The 16,341-nt window shown below is 70.1% G+C and carries 13 protein-coding genes and 1 riboswitch; of the genes, 7 read left to right on the top strand and 6 right to left on the bottom strand.

Annotated features, from left to right (window positions below; translation table 11 throughout):
* Positions 1-82: 82 nt before the first annotated feature.
* The gene (locus ACZ4N5_RS31910) at positions 83-499 is read right to left on the bottom strand and encodes a cobalamin B12-binding domain-containing protein (protein ID WP_037626795.1); all 417 of its coding nucleotides are present in this window, start codon (positions 497-499) and stop codon (positions 83-85) included.
* A gap of 774 nt (positions 500-1,273) precedes the next feature.
* On the opposite strand from ACZ4N5_RS31910, the gene ACZ4N5_RS31905 reads away from it, so the two are divergent.
* Positions 1,274-2,137 (top strand): esterase/lipase family protein, encoded by an 864-nt coding sequence (locus ACZ4N5_RS31905; protein WP_467760504.1) that lies wholly within the window; start codon positions 1,274-1,276, stop codon positions 2,135-2,137.
* Positions 2,138-2,287: 150 nt separating this feature from the next.
* Positions 2,288-4,072, top strand: coding sequence for a M23 family metallopeptidase (locus tag ACZ4N5_RS31900; protein WP_467760503.1), 1,785 nt, complete (start codon positions 2,288-2,290; stop codon positions 4,070-4,072).
* A gap of 109 nt (positions 4,073-4,181) precedes the next feature.
* On the opposite strand, the gene pcrA is transcribed toward ACZ4N5_RS31900, so the two are convergent.
* Positions 4,182-6,668: a DNA helicase PcrA gene (gene pcrA, locus ACZ4N5_RS31895; RefSeq protein WP_467760502.1), complete on the bottom strand. Its 2,487-nt coding sequence runs from the start codon at positions 6,666-6,668 to the stop codon at positions 4,182-4,184.
* A 637-nt stretch (positions 6,669-7,305) separates the two neighbouring features.
* Positions 7,306-7,459: riboswitch (cyclic di-AMP (ydaO/yuaA leader) on the top strand.
* An 8-nt stretch (positions 7,460-7,467) separates the two neighbouring features.
* On the opposite strand from pcrA, the gene ACZ4N5_RS31890 reads away from it, so the two are divergent.
* Positions 7,468-8,652 (top strand): C40 family peptidase, encoded by a 1,185-nt coding sequence (locus tag ACZ4N5_RS31890; protein ID WP_467760501.1) that lies wholly within the window; start codon positions 7,468-7,470, stop codon positions 8,650-8,652.
* 166 nt (positions 8,653-8,818) lie between these two features.
* On the top strand, positions 8,819-9,799 hold the full coding sequence (locus ACZ4N5_RS31885; protein WP_467760500.1) for a tellurite resistance/C4-dicarboxylate transporter family protein: 981 nt from the start codon (positions 8,819-8,821) through the stop codon (positions 9,797-9,799).
* A 96-nt stretch (positions 9,800-9,895) separates the two neighbouring features.
* Here the strand turns inward: ACZ4N5_RS31885 and ACZ4N5_RS31880 are convergent, their stop codons facing one another.
* Positions 9,896-10,249: a hypothetical protein gene (locus ACZ4N5_RS31880; RefSeq protein WP_467760499.1), complete on the bottom strand. Its 354-nt coding sequence runs from the start codon at positions 10,247-10,249 to the stop codon at positions 9,896-9,898.
* Between the two features lie 443 nt (positions 10,250-10,692).
* On the opposite strand from ACZ4N5_RS31880, the gene ACZ4N5_RS31875 reads away from it, so the two are divergent.
* On the top strand, positions 10,693-11,784 hold the full coding sequence (locus ACZ4N5_RS31875; RefSeq protein WP_467760498.1) for a C40 family peptidase: 1,092 nt from the start codon (positions 10,693-10,695) through the stop codon (positions 11,782-11,784).
* Positions 11,785-11,796: 12 nt separating this feature from the next.
* Here the strand turns inward: ACZ4N5_RS31875 and ACZ4N5_RS31870 are convergent, their stop codons facing one another.
* Both ACZ4N5_RS31870 and ACZ4N5_RS31865 read right to left on the bottom strand, forming a co-directional pair.
* Positions 11,797-12,570 carry a LuxR C-terminal-related transcriptional regulator gene (locus tag ACZ4N5_RS31870; RefSeq protein WP_467760497.1) on the bottom strand — a complete coding sequence of 258 codons (774 nt, stop codon included), beginning with the start codon at positions 12,568-12,570 and terminating at the stop codon, positions 11,797-11,799.
* Positions 12,567-13,859: an ATP-binding protein gene (locus tag ACZ4N5_RS31865; protein WP_467760496.1), complete on the bottom strand. Its 1,293-nt coding sequence runs from the start codon at positions 13,857-13,859 to the stop codon at positions 12,567-12,569. Before ACZ4N5_RS31865 ends, ACZ4N5_RS31870 begins: the two co-directional genes overlap by 4 nt.
* Before the next feature lie 176 nt (positions 13,860-14,035).
* On the opposite strand from ACZ4N5_RS31865, the gene ACZ4N5_RS31860 reads away from it, so the two are divergent.
* Both ACZ4N5_RS31860 and ACZ4N5_RS31855 read left to right on the top strand, forming a co-directional pair.
* Positions 14,036-15,412, top strand: coding sequence for a PspC domain-containing protein (locus ACZ4N5_RS31860; protein ID WP_467760495.1), 1,377 nt, complete (start codon positions 14,036-14,038; stop codon positions 15,410-15,412).
* Positions 15,399-15,623, top strand: coding sequence for a hypothetical protein (locus tag ACZ4N5_RS31855; protein WP_467760494.1), 225 nt, complete (start codon positions 15,399-15,401; stop codon positions 15,621-15,623). Before ACZ4N5_RS31860 ends, ACZ4N5_RS31855 begins: the two co-directional genes overlap by 14 nt.
* Positions 15,624-15,630: 7 nt before the next feature.
* Here the strand turns inward: ACZ4N5_RS31855 and ACZ4N5_RS31850 are convergent, their stop codons facing one another.
* Positions 15,631-16,161 (bottom strand): DoxX family protein, encoded by a 531-nt coding sequence (locus ACZ4N5_RS31850; protein ID WP_467760493.1) that lies wholly within the window; start codon positions 16,159-16,161, stop codon positions 15,631-15,633.
* Positions 16,162-16,341 lie beyond the last annotated feature (180 nt).

Raw genomic sequence — 16,341 nt, 5'->3', positions numbered from 1 at the left:
AGTTCTCCAGCGCTGAAACTCTCCGGCGCTGGAGAATGCCGAGGGCCATCGGTGTCCGGGCGGCGGCAAGGGTGCCCGGCGGCTATGCGCCGGCCGGCTGCCTGACGTTCGCCCGTACCCAGTCCACGATCGACACCGTCGTCGCGCCCGGGGTGAAGATCTCCGCGACACCCTTCTCCTTGAGGGGGGCGATGTCCGCCTCGGGGATGATGCCGCCGCCGAAGACCTTGATGTCCTCCGCTTCGCGCTCCTTGAGGAGTGCGATGACGGCCGCGAAGAGCGTGTTGTGGGCCCCGGAGAGGATGGACAGGCCGATCGCGTCGGCGTCCTCCTGGATCGCGGTGTCGACGATCTGCTCGGGGGTCTGATGAAGGCCGGTGTAGATGACCTCCATACCGGCGTCGCGCAGCGCCCGCGCGATCACCTTGGCCCCGCGATCGTGGCCGTCGAGCCCCGGCTTGGCCACCACCACGCGGATCGGACCGGCTGCCACACCCATCACTGCCTCCATGAACCGACTACATCAACCTGCACCGACGAGAACTGCCGACACATGCAACGACCATCGACCGACGACGGCCGACCACTGATCGATAATTTACCGATTGACCAGTACTGACTACCCGCTGTCACCAACAGGTGCCTGTCGACCGTGCCGACTACTGACCATCGACACATATCGCTCAATTTTCCGCTCGCCACACCGGATTGCTCCGGATCACCGATCGCGTCAAGCGGCACAGGCGCCCCGAGCCCTTTCGGCCGGGGAAGTGAACGAACGTTATCGCCAGCATCCCGCACCCGGCAGTTTCGCGGTGGAGACCGAGGGGGAAATCACACACTGGGACAAGTTCGCCGCGCACGGTTCCGTATCGCGGAACTGGCGCCGCAGGGAACTGCGGCGTACGGACCACGACCGGAGCAGGCGCAAGAAGAGCCGCGATCAGGTGGCCGCACCATCGTGTCGTCAGCGGGACGGCGTGGTGCTGGGGCACATCGGCGACGGCACGACAGCGGGGAGCGACGCCGGAAAGAGGACCACGGGAACACGAAGACGACTCCACGATGCGACGCACGCGCACCCAGCGCGGCGCCCGTCGCGGAGCCGGAGTCGGGGTCGTATCCCGCCCCAATCGGCTGAGCACTCCGTAGCGTCACCGGTCTTACACGCCGCGGACGCGCCGTCGGCCATCGCCGTCGCCGACCTCACGGCTTTCCACTAGGGCACACGGGGGACGGAGTGGTCCTCCCGCGTGCCGACTGGAGGTCGGCCATGAAGGTCGTTGAGGCTGCGTCGCCCTTTCTCCCCCTCTGCCAGCGCCTGTTTCCGACGAAACTGGCGGGGCTCTCGGTGACTCTCCTGAAGGCAACGGCTCTGGAGCTCGCGATCCTCGCCGGGCACCTCCTCCTCTACCCCTCCGGAATCACCCAGGAACGCCGCACCGGACACCCGCTCCCCTCACCCGACGTCACCGCCCAGCTGCCCACCGAGGCCAAACCACCGGTCGTCCTGCTGCACGGCTTCATCGACAACCGCTCCGTCTTCGTCCTGCTGCGACGCAACCTCGCCCAGCACGGCAGGCAGCACGTCGAGTCCCTGAACTACTCGCCGCTGACGTGCGACATCCGCACCGCGGCGGAGCTGCTGGGTCGGCACATCGAGGAGATCTGCGAGCGCACGGGTCATGAGCAGGTGGACATCGTCGGGCACAGCCTCGGCGGGCTGATCGCGCGCTATTACGTGCAGTGCCTCGGCGGCGACACCCACGTCCGCACACTCGTCACACTCGGCACCCCGCACTCGGGCACCCGCGTCGCCCCTTTGATGAACGCGCACCCGATCGTCCGGCAGATGCGCCCCGGTTCCGCCGTGATCGAGGAACTGACCGGGCCCGCCCCGGGCTGCCGTACGCAGTTCGTCAGCTTCTGGAGCGATCTCGACCACCTGATGGACCCGCTGGAGACGGCCTGCGTCGAGCATCCCGACCTGCTCGCCCAGAACGTCCGCGTGAGCGGTGTCGGTCATCTCGCGCTGCCCGTGCATCCGGCCGTCGCCACGGGGATCCGGCAGGCACTCGACATCGAGGTGTCCGGGACCCGCACCGCCGCCCGGATCGGCGGCCTCACGGTGGCCTGAGGGCGGCACAAGAGAGGCCTCAGGATGAAGTGAGCGTGGACTGAGGACGGGCTGACGGCCGGCCGACAGCCCTCCCACACCCCCAACACTTCGAACGTTTATCGAACGCCAGGCCAAAGCCTTGCCCACCCTCCCCCGAAACACGGCCGAATGCCCGTTTCCGACGAAGGGGAAACCTGCCGAAGATTGTCGCGCCCGCATACCGCCGGGTACAGTCGCCGCACTGCTCTGCCAGCCCCTGTTGTCGAGGCGAAAGAGAAGTTGGTGAACGACCGTCACCCGTCGGGGATCGTGACTCCCCCGGCTCCGGCTTCCGACGCCGCCTCGGCGCTCTACGCGCCCTACGGTGCGCAAGAAGCCCAGTACGGCGACTTCACCGCGTACGGCGACTACTCCGCCACGGCTTTCGACTCGGGCGCGAACGCGGCCACCGCAGGCACCTACCCCGGCACGGATTTCGCCGGTGACCCGCTCTTCGGCAATATGCCGGGCGGAGGCGGCGGCACCGGTTCGTACGACGCCACGCAATGGAACACCGGCGCCCAACAGCCGCTGAGCTACGACCCGTACGCGGCGCAGCACCAGGCCGCCTACGACACCGGTGCCCACGACGCCACGGCATGGACGAACGGCTACCAGCAGCTCGCCGACATCCCCGCGCAGCATCCGGGCCCCGACGCCTCGGGCCAGTGGGACGCGAACGCCTGGATCCAGCCCGAGCAGCCGCTCGGCGGGACCCAGCAGTGGACCGTGCCGACGCAGGAAACGGGAGCGTACGACGCCACGCAGTGGAACAGCGCCGGCGGCCAGGACACGTACCAGGCGTACGAGCACCCGCAGCACGACTCGTACGAACAGCAGCACACGCAGCACGAGTCGTACGAACAGCAGCACGCCGAGCCCGAGTCGTACAACCCTGATCGCACCCAGCTCGACATGACGTACGAGGGGCAGTCCGATCCGGGGGCTCAGGTCCCCTTCGACCAGCAGGCGACCGCCACCTTCGACCAGGCGACCCACGGTCGACTCACCTCCGACGAGGACGAGTTCGACGACGCCGAGGACTTCGCGGACACGGCCGACTCCGACGACGCGTACGACCCGTACGACGAGGGGCGCGAGAGGCCGCTGCTCGACGACATGGAAGAGGTCACCCCGGTCAGGCGTCCCGCGACACGGACAGCATCCCGTGCCCGGCGCCGCAGCCCCGCGAAACGTTCCGCTCTGCTGACCGTCGCGGTGCCCTCGGTCTGTGTGATGGGGGTCGCGGGGATCGCAGCCGCGTCCGTGGGCGGCGTCGGCGGTCTCGGCGGGGACAACTCGAAGGACACGACGGCCGGCGCCTCCGACGCGACCTCGGTGAAGCCGTCGGCCGCCAACATCAAGCTGGACACCCAGCTCCAGAGTCTCTCCGCGGGCGCGGACGACTTCGCCGACCGGGCGAGCCGCACGCAGGAACGTATCGACCTCAAGGCCCAGCAGGCGACGGAGAAGAAGAAGGCGGCGGAGGAGGCGGCCCGCAAGGAGCGGCTGCGTCCGAAGTTCGTTCTTCCGGTGACGCAGCGCGGCCTCAGCGCCTACTTCGGCCAGGCCGGCGTCAACTGGATGTCCGTACACACGGGCATCGACTTCCCGGTCTCCTACGGGACGCCGGTGATGTCCGCGACCGACGGCACCGCCCGGACGCAGTGGAACAGCGCGTACGGCAACATGCTGATCGTGACCGCCATGGACGGCACGGAGACGTGGTACTGCCACCTCTCCTCGTACAAGGTCCCCTCCGGCACCACCGTGAAGGCCGGTGAGCAGATCGCCTTCTCCGGGAACTCCGGCAACTCGACCGGCCCGCACCTGCACTTCGAGGTCCGTCCGGCCGGCGGTGCGGCGATCGACCCACTGCCCTGGCTCCGCAGCCACGGTCTGGACCCCACGTAACAAGGGGCGCATGTGACAACCCGGGGTGCGAGGGCCGGCCGCCACGCCCCGGCCGTCCTCTGACGGCCAAGGGTCCCCGCGAAACCGGTCCCGCGAACGGCCTCCCGGCCTACAGCTTCTCCACCGGCGCGTACCGCAGCAGCAGCCGCTTCGGCTTGGGCTCTCCGAAGTCGACCGTCGCCTCCGCGTTCGCGCCGCTGCCCTTCACCCCGACGACGGTGCCGAGGCCGAACTGGTCGTGCGTGACGCGGTCCCCGACGGCCAGCGAGACCACCGGCTTCTCGGAGACACCACGGCGGGTGGCGAACCCGGAGGCACCCGAGGCCGCGGACCGCGAACGCGAGGACGAGAGGGAGGCGGCTACACCGGAGACCGGACCGGCCGACATGGGCGACGTCGCCCCTGTGCGCTTCCAGTCCAGATGGGTCGCCGGGATCTCCTCAAGGAAGCGGGAGGGCGGGTTGTACGAGGGCTGCCCCCACGCGCTGCGCATCGACGACCGGGTGAGGTAGAGCCGCTCCCGCGCGCGCGTGATGCCGACGTACGCCAGGCGGCGCTCCTCCTCCAGCTCCTTGACCTGTCCGAGGGCGCGCATGTGCGGGAAGACGCCGTCCTCCATGCCGGTCAGGAAGACCACGGGGAATTCGAGGCCCTTGGCGGTGTGCAGGGTCATCAGGGTGATGACGCCGTTGCCGTCCTCCTCGTCCGGGATCTGGTCGGAGTCGGCGACGAGCGCGACCCGCTCCAGGAACGCGGCGAGTCCGCCCGCGTTCTCGCCCTCACCGGTCTCCTGCTCGAACTCCAGGGCCACGGCGGCGAGTTCCTGGAGGTTCTCGATCCGCGTCTCGTCCTGAGGGTCGGTCGACGCCTGCAACTCGGCGAGATAACCGGTGCGTTCGAGGACGGCCTCCAGAATGGTGGCCGGACCCGCGCCGGACTCGACGACGGTGCGCAGGTCCTCCATCAGCGTGTTGAACCGCTTGACCGCGTTGGTGGAGCGCGCGGCCATCCCGTAGGCCTCGTCGACGCGGCGAAGCGCCTGCGGGAAGCTGATCTTCTCGCGCTGCGACAGGGCGTCGATCATCGCCTCGGCGCGGTCGCCGATGCCGCGCTTGGGCACGTTCAGGATGCGGCGCATCGGGACCGAGTCCTCGGGGTTGGACAGCACCCTGAGGTACGCCAGGACGTCCCGGACCTCCTTGCGCTCGTAGAAGCGGACGCCGCCGACGACCTTGTAGGGCAGGCCTACGCGGATGAAGACCTCTTCGAAGACACGGGACTGCGCGTTCGTACGGTAGAAGACCGCGACGTCGCCGGCCTTGGCCTCGCCCGCGTCGGTGAGACGGTCTATCTCGTCGGCGACGAACTGGGCCTCGTCGTGCTCGGTGTCCGCGACGTAGCCCGTGATGTTCGAGCCCGCGCCCGCGTTGGTCCACAGGTTCTTGGGGCGGCGGGACTCGTTGCGCTCGATGACCGCGTTGGCGGCGGACAGGATCGTCTGGGTGGAGCGGTAGTTCTGCTCCAGGAGGATCGTCGTCGCGTTCGGGTAGTCCTCCTCGAACTGGAGGATGTTGCGGATGGTCGCGCCGCGGAAGGCGTAGATCGACTGGTCCGCGTCACCCACGACGCACAGCTCGGCGGGGGGCAGGTCGAACTCGCTGGGCGGTACGTCCACGGGGTGCTCGGAGTTGCCCACGAGCTCCCGGACGAGCGCGTACTGCGCGTGGTTGGTGTCCTGGTACTCGTCGACCAGGACGTGCCGGAAGCGGCGGCGGTAGTGCTCGGCGACGTCCGGGAAGGCACGCAGCAGATTGACCGTGGTCATGATCAGGTCGTCGAAGTCGAGCGCGTTGGCCTCGCGCAGCCGCGACTGGTACATCGCGTACGCCTGGGCGAGGGTCTTCTCGAAGCCGTCGGTGGCCTGGGCCGCGAAGTCCTCCTCGTCGATCAGCTCGTTCTTCAGGTTCGAGATCTTGGCGCTGAACGACTTCGGCGGGAAACGCTTGGGGTCGAGGTCGAGATCACGGCAGACGAGCGCCATCAGACGCTTGGAGTCGGCGGCGTCGTAGATCGAGAACGACGAGGTGAATCCGAGCGTCTTGCTCTCGCGGCGGAGGATGCGGACACAGGCGCTGTGGAAGGTCATCACCCACATCGCGTTGGCGCGCGGGCCCACGAGCGCCTCGACGCGCTCCTTCATCTCGCCCGCGGCCTTGTTCGTGAAGGTGATCGCGAGGATCTGGCCGGGGTGGACATTGCGCTCGCCGAGCAGATGCGCGATCCGGTGGGTGAGCACCCGGGTCTTGCCGGAGCCGGCGCCGGCCACGATGAGCAGCGGCGAGGCGGAGTGCACCACGGCCGCGCGCTGGTTCTCGTTCAGTCCGTCCAGCAGGGCCGCCGGGTCCACGGCGGGGCGGGGCGCGCCGTCTCGGTAGTACGCGTCCCGGCTCGGCGGCATGTCGAACTTCCCGCCGAACAGATCGTCCGGAACCGGCTCCGGTACGTGATCGTCCTCGGGCGGCGGCGGGTGTTCGTCCTCGTGGGCCCCGGAGGGCTTGAGGTCCGCCAGGAAGCTGTCGTCAAAGAGGCTGCTCATCGCTCTCCGAGTCTAGGCCGCCCCACTGACAGCCCGCCGCCACCCCGAGAACTCGACCGGAACTCGTGACGCGAATCCCGGGCGGACGGGCGTCCGGCCACAACACCTCACCATCCGTGACCACACACCGCCGATCGGTCACCCCGGGCGAGGGATCGGACGGGCGGAGTCGGCATCGGCATCGGCGCCGCCATCGACGTCGATCGGCATCGACATCGACATCGGCCCGGAATCCGAACAGGCGACGGCACGTCGGCACGCCGGCAGCGATGCGCCACTCCCGAGCGAGCTGCCACCCCGTGCCCCGCGGGAGTCTCCGCCCCATGCCCACAGAAGCCGCTCAGAGCGGGAAGCCGTCGCCGCAGACGGGCGCCCCGCCGCCGCGAGAGCGGCGACGGGGCGGCGCGCCACCCCGCGAGGGAGCCGCGGCATGAAGGGCGCAGGTGCCCAATAGGGGCCGCATTGCGGATGGATCACCGCGAATGCATCACAGGAGACGGAGCACACGGGAATGGTCACGAAAATGTATCGGGCATATCGCACATCAACCTTCACACGGGCCACACCAGTTGGCTAGCGTGCCGGAAGGCCACTCGACCGCAACCGGCGAACCTCGCCGGGCCGGGCGGCCTCCGCCGAGTTCGGCACGCCCACGAGGCCGCCGGAGCCGGGGACCCACCGACCTTGGGGTGAATCGGTCCGACCGCCTTGTGCGCGGACCGTAGGGCAACCTTCCGGAACCACCCGCCCGAACCCGACAGCTAACTCGGTAGGCGGATGACGGAAGGAGTCGCCTCTCTTGGCGTCGCACCGCAAATGGCGTCCTACGGGTACGCGCATCGCAGGCATACGGACCCCGGCCCTCGCCACGGCGGCCCTCACCTCCGTGGCCCTGCTCTCCCAGACGGCGAACGCCGCCCCCTCGGCCGAGCCCAAACCCAGCATCGAAGAGGTCTCGAAGAAGGTCAACGACCTCTACCACCAGGCCGAGACGGCCACCGACAAGTACAACGCGACCAGGGAGAAGACCGCCAAGCAGCGGAAGCGCGTCGACACCCTGCTCGACGACGTCGCCCAGCGCACCGAGAAGCTCAACACCGCGCGCGAGGAGCTGGGTTCCTTCGCCGCGGCGCAGTACCGCACCGGGGCCGCGGCGCCCAGCACCGCGACACTGCTGCTCGCCGACAACCCGCAGGACTACTTCGACCAGACCCAGCTGATGAGCCGTCTGACGACCCGCCAGAAGGCGGCCGTGGACGACTACATCACGGAGCAGGCCGCCACCACCAAGAAGCGCGCGGAGGCCAGTCGGAGCCTGCAGTCGCTGACCGCCTCGCAGAACGCGCTCAGGACGTCCAAGGCCGCGGTGCAGCGCAAGCTCAGCGAGGCCCGCAGCCTGCTCTCGAAGCTCGACGCCGAGGAGAAGGCGCGGCTGGCGGCGATCGAGAAGAAGAAGCAGGAGCAGGCCACGGCCAAGGCGGCCGAGCTGGCACGGCAGCAGGCGGCCGCCGAGAAGGCCGCCCAGCAGCAGTCGTCGGGCACGACGACCGGATCGACGACCGGATCGACGACCGGTTCGACTGCCGGATCCGCGACGGGATCGACGGCCACGGACTCCTCGTACGCGACGAAGGCGGCCAAGGCGCTCTCCTTCGCCCGCGCGCAGATCGGCAAGCCGTACGTCTGGGGCGCCACCGGCCCGGACTCGTACGACTGCTCGGGCCTGACCCAGGCCGCCTGGAGGGCCGCCGGCGTCAGCCTTCCGCGCGTCACCTACGACCAGGTGAACGCGGGGACGACGGTCTCCCTCGCTGACGCCCAGCCCGGTGACCTGGTCTTCTTCTACAGCGACATCAGCCACGTCGGCCTCTACATCGGCAACGGCATGATGATCCACGCACCGAAGCCGGGAGCGTACGTCCGCGAGGAATCGATCTACTACGACGGCACCTCGGCGATCCACAGCGTGGTGCGCCCGGCGTAGACCGGGGCGCGAGCGCCCTTCGCGAGGCACGCGCGCGTGGAGCGGCTGAAGCCCCACGCGCGCGTGCCCCGCATTTCGTACCCCCCGCACGCGTGCCCGGTGTTTTCGTGCGCCCCACGCGCGTGCCCCGCCGGCAACCGGTGCGGAGATCCCTAGCATCGGGCGCATGCCAGACACACCGGACATGCCGGACACCGCTTCGTTCCGCGCCTGGTGGGCGGGGCGGTCGCCCGCCGCCGGGACCGCCGTCATGGCCACCGGCATCATCTCGATCGGGCTGCACCTGACCGGCTACGAGACCCTCTCCCGGATCGCGCTGGTCCTCGCGTCGCTCGCCTGGCTCGGGCTCGCCGCGGACTTCCTCGTCCGGCTGGTGGGCGACCGGGAGCAATGGATGCGGCAGGCCGGCACGCCGGCCGGGCTCAACGCGGTCGCGGCGACCACCGTGCTCGGCACCCGGATCTCCGAACTGGGGTGGCAGGGCCTCGCCGAGGCCCTGCTCGCACTGTCGGCGGCGCTCTGGCCGATCCTGCTCGTCGCCGTCGTACGGCACTGGCGGCGCCGTATGGCGGGAGAGGTGTTCCTCGTCTGCGTGGCCACGCAGGGGCTCTCGGTCCTCGGCTCGACGATCGCCGGCGCCGTGGGCTCGGACTGGCTGGCGCACGCCGCGATGGTGCTGTTCTGGCTGGGGATCGTGCTCTACGGGGTGTCGTTCGGGCACTTCGACCTGTGGGAGGTGAAGCGGGGTGCCGGGGACCACTGGGTGGCGGGCGGCGCGCTCGCGATCTCGGCGCTGGCCGGGGCGGGACTCGTCGCCGCGCACCACGTGAACATCTACCTGTGGAACAACGACGACCAGGGCGTCCTGCGCGCCGCGACCGGCACACTGCTCGTGCTCGACCTCACCTGTTACTGCGTGCTGCTCGTCACGGAGGCGGTGTGGCCGCGCCCGCGGTACGACGCACGGCGCTGGGCGACCGTCTTCCCGATGGGGATGACCGCGGTGGCCACCCTCTCGGTCGCGGCCGCCCTCGACGTCTTCTGGCTCAAGGGGCCGGGGCAGGTCCTGCTGTGGATCGCGGTGGCGGTATGGCTCGCGATCGCCACGGGCGCCGCCCTCGCCGTCAGGTCCGCGGCGCGGAGGTGACGGCGCCGCTCAAGCGCCTCACGGAGGCGAGGGGCCGCTCAAGCCCGCCGTACGGAGGCGAGCCGGTCAAGCCCCGCGCGCGGGTGAAGACGCCGGTCAGGTCCACAGGACGGCGATGAAGATGTTCGTGACGGTCAGCAGGCCGACCAGACCGAAGAGGCGCTTGTCCACCGTCTCCTCGTCCCGCTTCACATAGACGAGCCCGAGGATCACGATCAGCAGGGCCAGCTTCACACCGATCTTGACGGTGTTGACCGTGTTGCCGTCGGCCTGGTTGAGCCCGACCAGTGCGACACCGGTGACCAGCATGGTCAGCGCACCGTGCAGCATCGCGGGGACGAAGCGGGCCGTGCCCTGGCCCATCGCCTTCATCTGGGTGAAGAAGCCGCCGAGGAGCGCGGCGATGCCGATGATGTGCAGGCCGACGAAGAGATTGATGAGTACGCCCATGGGGCCGGAGCCTAATCGCACACCCTGTCGCCCCTCCTCACCGGGCCATCCCTTCGCTCCGCCCCCTCTCGCCACCCCCTTGCCACCGGGCCATCGCGTGTCATCCGTAGCACCGGCGCCACTCCGGTCGTCCGGGATTCGCCGCATCGGTCATCACCCTGCGTGAAGTCGGCGATGCAAGGCCGGAATCCTGGTCGCATCCGGTCACTCGGCGATCCAGTGGCGACAGTTCCGTACATAGCATTACCAACGCCACACTCCCAGGTTTAGCGTCCTCCCCCAGGTGACCGGCTCCCCACCGCCGCCCGGGCCAGGGGCGGCAGTCGGACACCACCGCCGAGAAGGTCCGGCGGCGGCCCGCTCCCCCTGTGTGAGCCGCCGCCGGACGTGTCACCGCTTGACCGCACCCGCAAGGGCGGTCGCACGGAAGGATGTGGGCCCTCGTGGCAGCGCACCGCAAGGCCAAACAGCGCTCGATCGGCGGAACCACGGCCCGCACAGCAGTCACCATCGCCCTCGCGGGCGCGGCGACGGCGACCGGCTTCGACGGGATCGGGCATGCCGACCCCCAGCTGTCCCCGGCGCAGGTGAAGGCCAAGGTCGACAAGTTGTACGAGGAGGCGGAGGTCGCCACCCAGAAGTACGACGGCGCCAAGGAGAAGGCCGACCGGACTGAGGCCCACCTGAGCACACTCCGCGACGAGGCGGCCCGCCGGGAGGACCGGCTCAACTCGGCGCGGGAAGCGCTGGGTTCGATGGCGGCGGCGCAGTACCGCAGTGGTGGACTCGACCCCGTGGTGCAACTCGCGCTCTCCGACCACCCCGACCAGTACCTTGACGGGGCCGCGTTCGCGGAGCGGGTCGGCACCCGGCAGTCGGCGGAAGTCGCCGGGGTACGCAAACAGCTGCGTGAGATCGAGCAGTTGCGCGGAGCGGCGCACATCGAACTGGCCGCGCTCAAGTCGCGACAGACCGAACTGAAGCGGCAGAAGAAGACGATCAACGAAAAGCTCGACGCGGCACGCCGACTGCTCGAGCGGCTCACCCCGGAGCAGCGCACGCAGTACGTGCAGCGGGGCGGCGCGGACGAGCAGCAGCACGTGTCTCGCTCCTCGGCCCGCGAGCCGGCCCCGTCCGGTACATCCGGTGCCCCCGGCGCCGACGGCAGCACCGTCGCCGCGCCCAACTCCCGGGCGGCGGCGGCCGTCGCCTACGCCTACTCGAAGCTCGGCAGCCCCTACGTCTGGGGCGCCACCGGCCCCGACGCCTTCGACTGCTCCGGGCTCGCCCAGGCCGCGTACCGTTCCGCGGGCATCTCCCTGCCCCGGACGACCTATTCCCAGATCAACGCCGGCCAGCGGGTCACCCTCTCCGAACTCCGCCCCGGCGACCTGGTGTTCTTCTACTCGGGAATCACGCACGTGGGTATCTATGTCGGCAACGGCCAGATGATCCACGCCCCCAATCCGTCGGCGCCCGTACGGCTGGCCCCGATCAGCGAGATGCCCTTCGCGGGGGCCACCCGGGTGGCGTGATCACGTGATCGCTCAGACCAGCCGACGCGCTGTCGCCCAGCGGGTCAGTTCGTGGCGGTTCGACAGCTGGAGTTTGCGCAGGACCGCCGAGACGTGCGACTCGACCGTCTTGACGGAGATGAACAGCTGTTTGGCGATCTCCTTGTACGCGTAGCCCCGGGCGATGAGGCGCAGGACCTCGCGTTCGCGCTGGGTGAGGCGGTCCATGTCCTCGTCGACGGGCGGGGCGTCGGTGGAGGCGAAGGCGTCGAGGACGAAACCGGCGAGGCGCGGGGAGAAGACCGCGTCGCCGTCCTGGACGCGGAAGACGGAGTCCACGAGATCCGTGCCGGTGATCGTCTTGGTGACGTATCCCCGGGCGCCGCCGCGGATCACGCCGATCACGTCCTCCGCGGCGTCCGACACGGACAGCGCGAGGAAGCGGACCGGCTGCTCGGCGTCGGCCATCAACGGGGCGCAGCGGCGCAGTACTTCGACACCGCCGCCGCCGGGAAGGTGGACGTCGAGGAGGACGACCTCGGGGCGGGTGGCCGTGATGACCGTGACCGCCTGGTCGACGTCCGCGGCCTCGCCGACCACTTCGACGCCGGTCCGCTCGGTCTCCCCGATCTCGGCCTGCACTCCCGTACGGAACATGCGGTGGTCGTCGACGAGCACCACGCGCACCCGGCGCCCGCCCTCGGTGCCGCCCGGACCGGCCGCGGGGGCGGCGCCTCCGGACGCGGCGGCCACAGGGGTCTCCCCGGCCGAACCGCCGGACTCCACAGGCTCGTTCGTGTCGCTCATGACGTCTTCTCCGCCCTTTCCATCTCCAGCTCGACCTCCGTGCCGCCGTCCGGCACCGCGCGCAGTCGCGCCGTGCCGCCGTTGCGCTCCATACGGCCGATGATCGATTCTCTGACGCCCATGCGGTCGGCGGGTATCGCGTCGAGGTCGAAGCCGGGGCCGCGGTCGCGGACGGACACGAAGACCGTCCTGCCCTCGACTTCGGCGTAGACCTGTACGGCGCCGCCCTCGCCACCGTACTTGGCCGCGTTCACCATCGCTTCGCGCGCTGCCTGCATCTGCGCGGTCAGGCGGTCGTCGAGCGGGCAGTCGCCCACGACGACGACCTCGATGGGAACGCCGTGCTTGTCCTCGACCTCGGCGGCATGGCGGCGGACCGCCTCGGCGAGGGTGTCGGGCTCCTCGTCCTCGTCCTTGCCGCTGCCCTCCGGCTTGTAGAGCCAGGCCCGCAGATCGCGCTCCTGGGCGCGGGCCAGCCGCCGCACCTCGTTCGCGTTCTCCGCGTTGCGCTGGATCAGGGTCAGGGTGTGCAGCACCGAGTCGTGGACGTGGGCGGCGACTTCGGCCCGCTCCTGCGCGCGGATGCGCATCAGGCGCTCCTCCGAGAGGTCCTGGGTCATCCTGATCAGATAGGGGCCGGCGAGCAGGGCGATGCCGACGAGGACCGCGAGAGCGGCCTGGAGCACCGAGCCGAGGTGGGCCGCGGAGCCCTGGAGGACGAATATCCCGGAGACGCCGGCGGTGACGAGCAGGACGCCCGCCGCGGACCGCAGCAGCGTGAGCGTACGGCGACGGCGGCCGACCTCCGCCCAGCGGGCCCGCCGCGCGTTGTCCGCCTGGCGCCAGACCAGGGCGACACCCGCGCCGACGAGGACCGTCGGCCACAGATACGCCTTCGTGCCGCCGCCGAGATTCACATTGCCGACGAAGACCATGGCCACGACGACCATGAGGAGCAGGGCGACGATCTGGCCCTTGTCCGGCTTGCGGGCCACGAGCCTGCGCCGGCCGTCGGGCGAGATCTCGGTGGTGAACGCCGGAGTGCGGCCGCCGGAGCCGACGCCGCCGACGCCGAGCGGCACGAAGAACCAGAACGCGGCGTACAGCAGCGCGCCCAGCCCGTCCGCCATGAACAGTCCGACGAACATCAGCCGCACCCAGACCACGGGCAGCCCGAGATGCCCGGCGAGCCCTCGCGCCACGCCCCCGAGCCAGCGTCCGTCGCTGCTGCGGTAGAGCTTGCGCGGGGGCCGCGGGTCGTCGACGGGCATGGCTGCGGCTTCCGGCATGCCATCGATGTTCACACGCCCGGCGGACCGGAGCATCAGGGTCGGCCCCCGATACTCCCCTGATCTTCAGAAATCGGCACTCGAACAGTCCCCGCCCTCCCCTCCGGGCGGATATCAGGGTTCGGCCAGGGTCATCCCGACTGCCGCCGGGCCGTCCCGCCCGTCACCATGGACGCATGACAGATCAGCAGCACGCGGCGGCGGAGCCGGACCCCGGCACCGCTCCGGGTGATGAGCCGCGCGCTCGCGGGGAAGCGGCCGCGGCGCGGGCCGCGGACGCCGGCGCCGCGCCCGAGGTGCCGCGCAGGTTCCGGCGCGACCGTCGGCAGAAGATGCTGGGCGGGGTGTGCGCCGGGCTCGGCCGGCAGTGCGACATGGACCCGGTGATCTTCCGGATCGTGCTCGCGGTGCTCGCCGCGACCGGCGGCATCGGCCTCATCTTCTACGGCTTCGCCTGGCTCTTCGTCCCGTACGACGAGGATGAGGAGAACGAGGTCCGCAAGCTGCTCACCGGCCGTGTCGACGGCCAGGCGCTGACCGCCGTGCTCTTCGCGCTGGTCGGCTGCGGAGTGTTCCTGTCCATGCTCAAGAACGGCAGCGTGCTGACGTTCGCCGTCGTCCTGTCCCTGCTGCTGGCCGGCGCGGGCTACTGGTCGCAGAACCGCGGCGCCACCGACCCGGATCCCCTCGCCGCGCAGGCCGTCGCCGACGCCCCGCCGGAGGCGCAGGCCCCGCCCGTGCCCGCCTCCTATCCCTCCTGGTGGCGCGACCCGATCGTCAAGGACGGTTCGCACGTCGGCGGTACCGGCTACATGTGGGGGCCGCCGGAGACCCTGGACCGGGATGTCGCGGCCGCGCTCAACATCGCCCGCGGCACCTCCCGCCCCGACCCGCGCACAGAACGGGAGCGCAAGCAGCGCGGCCCCCGCCCGATAGGCGGCCGGGTGTTCCTGCTCGCCCTCCTCGCGGGTGGCCTCACCACCGGCCTGAACTGGCACGGCCAGGCGCTCGGCACCAGCCTTCAGGCCGGACTGGCCGCCGCCCTCATCGTGTTCGGTCTGGGCATCGCCCTCAGCTCCTTCCTCGGCCGCACGGGCGCGGGAACGATCTTCCTGGCGGTGATCACGGCGGGCCTCCTCGCGGCCTCCGCGGCCCTGCCCAAGGACATCGGCACACACTGGGTGCGGACGAACTGGACTCCGGCGACCGCGGCCGACGTACGGCCGAGTTACGACCTCGGCACGGGCGTGGGCACCCTCGACCTCAGCCGCGTCGACCTCGCCAAGGGGCAGACGGTGAAGACCGACGCGCAGGTGGGCGCCGGCCGGCTGAAGGTGATCGTCCCCAAGGACGCGACCGTACGCCTCACCGTCGAAGTGGGCGTCGGAGACATCCAGCTGCCGGGTGACAACAAGAAGGACGTGGACGTGGAACCGGGCAAGCACAAGCAGGTGACCCTGCCGCCGACGACGGGCGGCAAGAACGGCGGCACCCTCGACCTCGATCTCCAGGTCGGCGTCGGCCAGGCGGAGGTGGCCCGTGCCACGTCATGAGTTCCAGCCCGGAAAGCTGGTGGCGGGCCTCTTCCTCACCGCCGGGGGCGTCGCCTACGCGGGAGACGCGGGCGGCTGGTGGGACACGGAGTGGTTCGCGATCATCCCCGTCGTTGTCGTCGGCCTCTGCCTGGCGGGCGCCGCGGCATCCGTCAACCACGCCATACGCAAACGCCGCACGGACCGAGGTCCGCGCGGCGTGAACTCCTAGGACGGTTCTAGCGATAGGCCCCGGCGCGTTGCCTGCGCCGGGCTCGTAGAGCCGAATCCACGGAGAAGATCGAGGCGCCCGCCAGCACGAGGGGGGTCCAGGCCATCAGATAGGGCAGGTCGTTGCCGTAGTAGTACGGGTCGGAGGCCCAACTCACCGTCAGCCACAGGCTGAGCGAGATGAGCGCGCCGCCCAGTGCGGCGAGGCGGGTGAACAGGCCGATCAGGGTGCCTATTCCGACGGCCAGCTCGCCGAACGCGATGGCGTAGCCGAAGCCGACGGGGCTCTTCAGGGACAGGTCGACGAGGGCCGGTATGGCGGAGGAGTCACGCACCGTGCGCATCATGTCGCCGATCGAGCCCGATCCGGAGGCCTTCATGAAGGCGCTGTTGGTCAGTTTGTCGAGGCCGGCGTAGATGAAGGTGACACCCAGGAAGACACGGAGTGGCAACAGGGCGTAACGGGTAGCGGTATCACGCCAGTCCCGCCTCTCCTCCAGATACTGGGTGTGAGTATCCGTCCGCATACCGTGAGTCATCGCTCTCCGCCGCCTTTCGCCCGCGTGCCGTTGACCACTCAACAGACCATACGTACGAATCGGTTCCCCTACTCAGGGGCTGGAACCTTTTTTCGGGCTCCATCTCCCTGAACACCCCGGGCCGACCTCTCGCGCCCCGGCACCCCCACAGCGGTTCTTCGCCCCCTCCGCCCCTGCCCT

The organism is Streptomyces sp. NPDC026500 (genome assembly GCF_055567635.1).
Note: the sequence above shows the minus strand (reverse complement) of the source record. Positions and strands in the feature narration are given on the sequence as shown.

Excerpts from the sequence above, each read along its gene's own strand:
- ACZ4N5_RS31910 (WP_037626795.1), bottom strand. The coding sequence starts at position 499 with ATGGGTGTGGCAGCCGGTCCGATCCGCGTGGTGGTGGCCAAGCCGGGG.
- ACZ4N5_RS31905 (WP_467760504.1), top strand. The coding sequence starts at position 1,274 with ATGAAGGTCGTTGAGGCTGCGTCGCCCTTTCTCCCCCTCTGCCAGCGC.
- ACZ4N5_RS31900 (WP_467760503.1), top strand. The coding sequence starts at position 2,288 with ATGCCCGTTTCCGACGAAGGGGAAACCTGCCGAAGATTGTCGCGCCCG.
- pcrA (WP_467760502.1), bottom strand. The coding sequence starts at position 6,668 with ATGAGCAGCCTCTTTGACGACAGCTTCCTGGCGGACCTCAAGCCCTCC.
- ACZ4N5_RS31885 (WP_467760500.1), top strand. The coding sequence starts at position 8,819 with ATGCCAGACACACCGGACATGCCGGACACCGCTTCGTTCCGCGCCTGG.
- ACZ4N5_RS31880 (WP_467760499.1), bottom strand. The coding sequence starts at position 10,249 with ATGGGCGTACTCATCAATCTCTTCGTCGGCCTGCACATCATCGGCATC.
- ACZ4N5_RS31870 (WP_467760497.1), bottom strand. The coding sequence starts at position 12,570 with ATGAGCGACACGAACGAGCCTGTGGAGTCCGGCGGTTCGGCCGGGGAG.
- ACZ4N5_RS31865 (WP_467760496.1), bottom strand. The coding sequence starts at position 13,859 with ATGCCGGAAGCCGCAGCCATGCCCGTCGACGACCCGCGGCCCCCGCGC.
- ACZ4N5_RS31860 (WP_467760495.1), top strand. The coding sequence starts at position 14,036 with ATGACAGATCAGCAGCACGCGGCGGCGGAGCCGGACCCCGGCACCGCT.
- ACZ4N5_RS31850 (WP_467760493.1), bottom strand. The coding sequence starts at position 16,161 with ATGACTCACGGTATGCGGACGGATACTCACACCCAGTATCTGGAGGAG.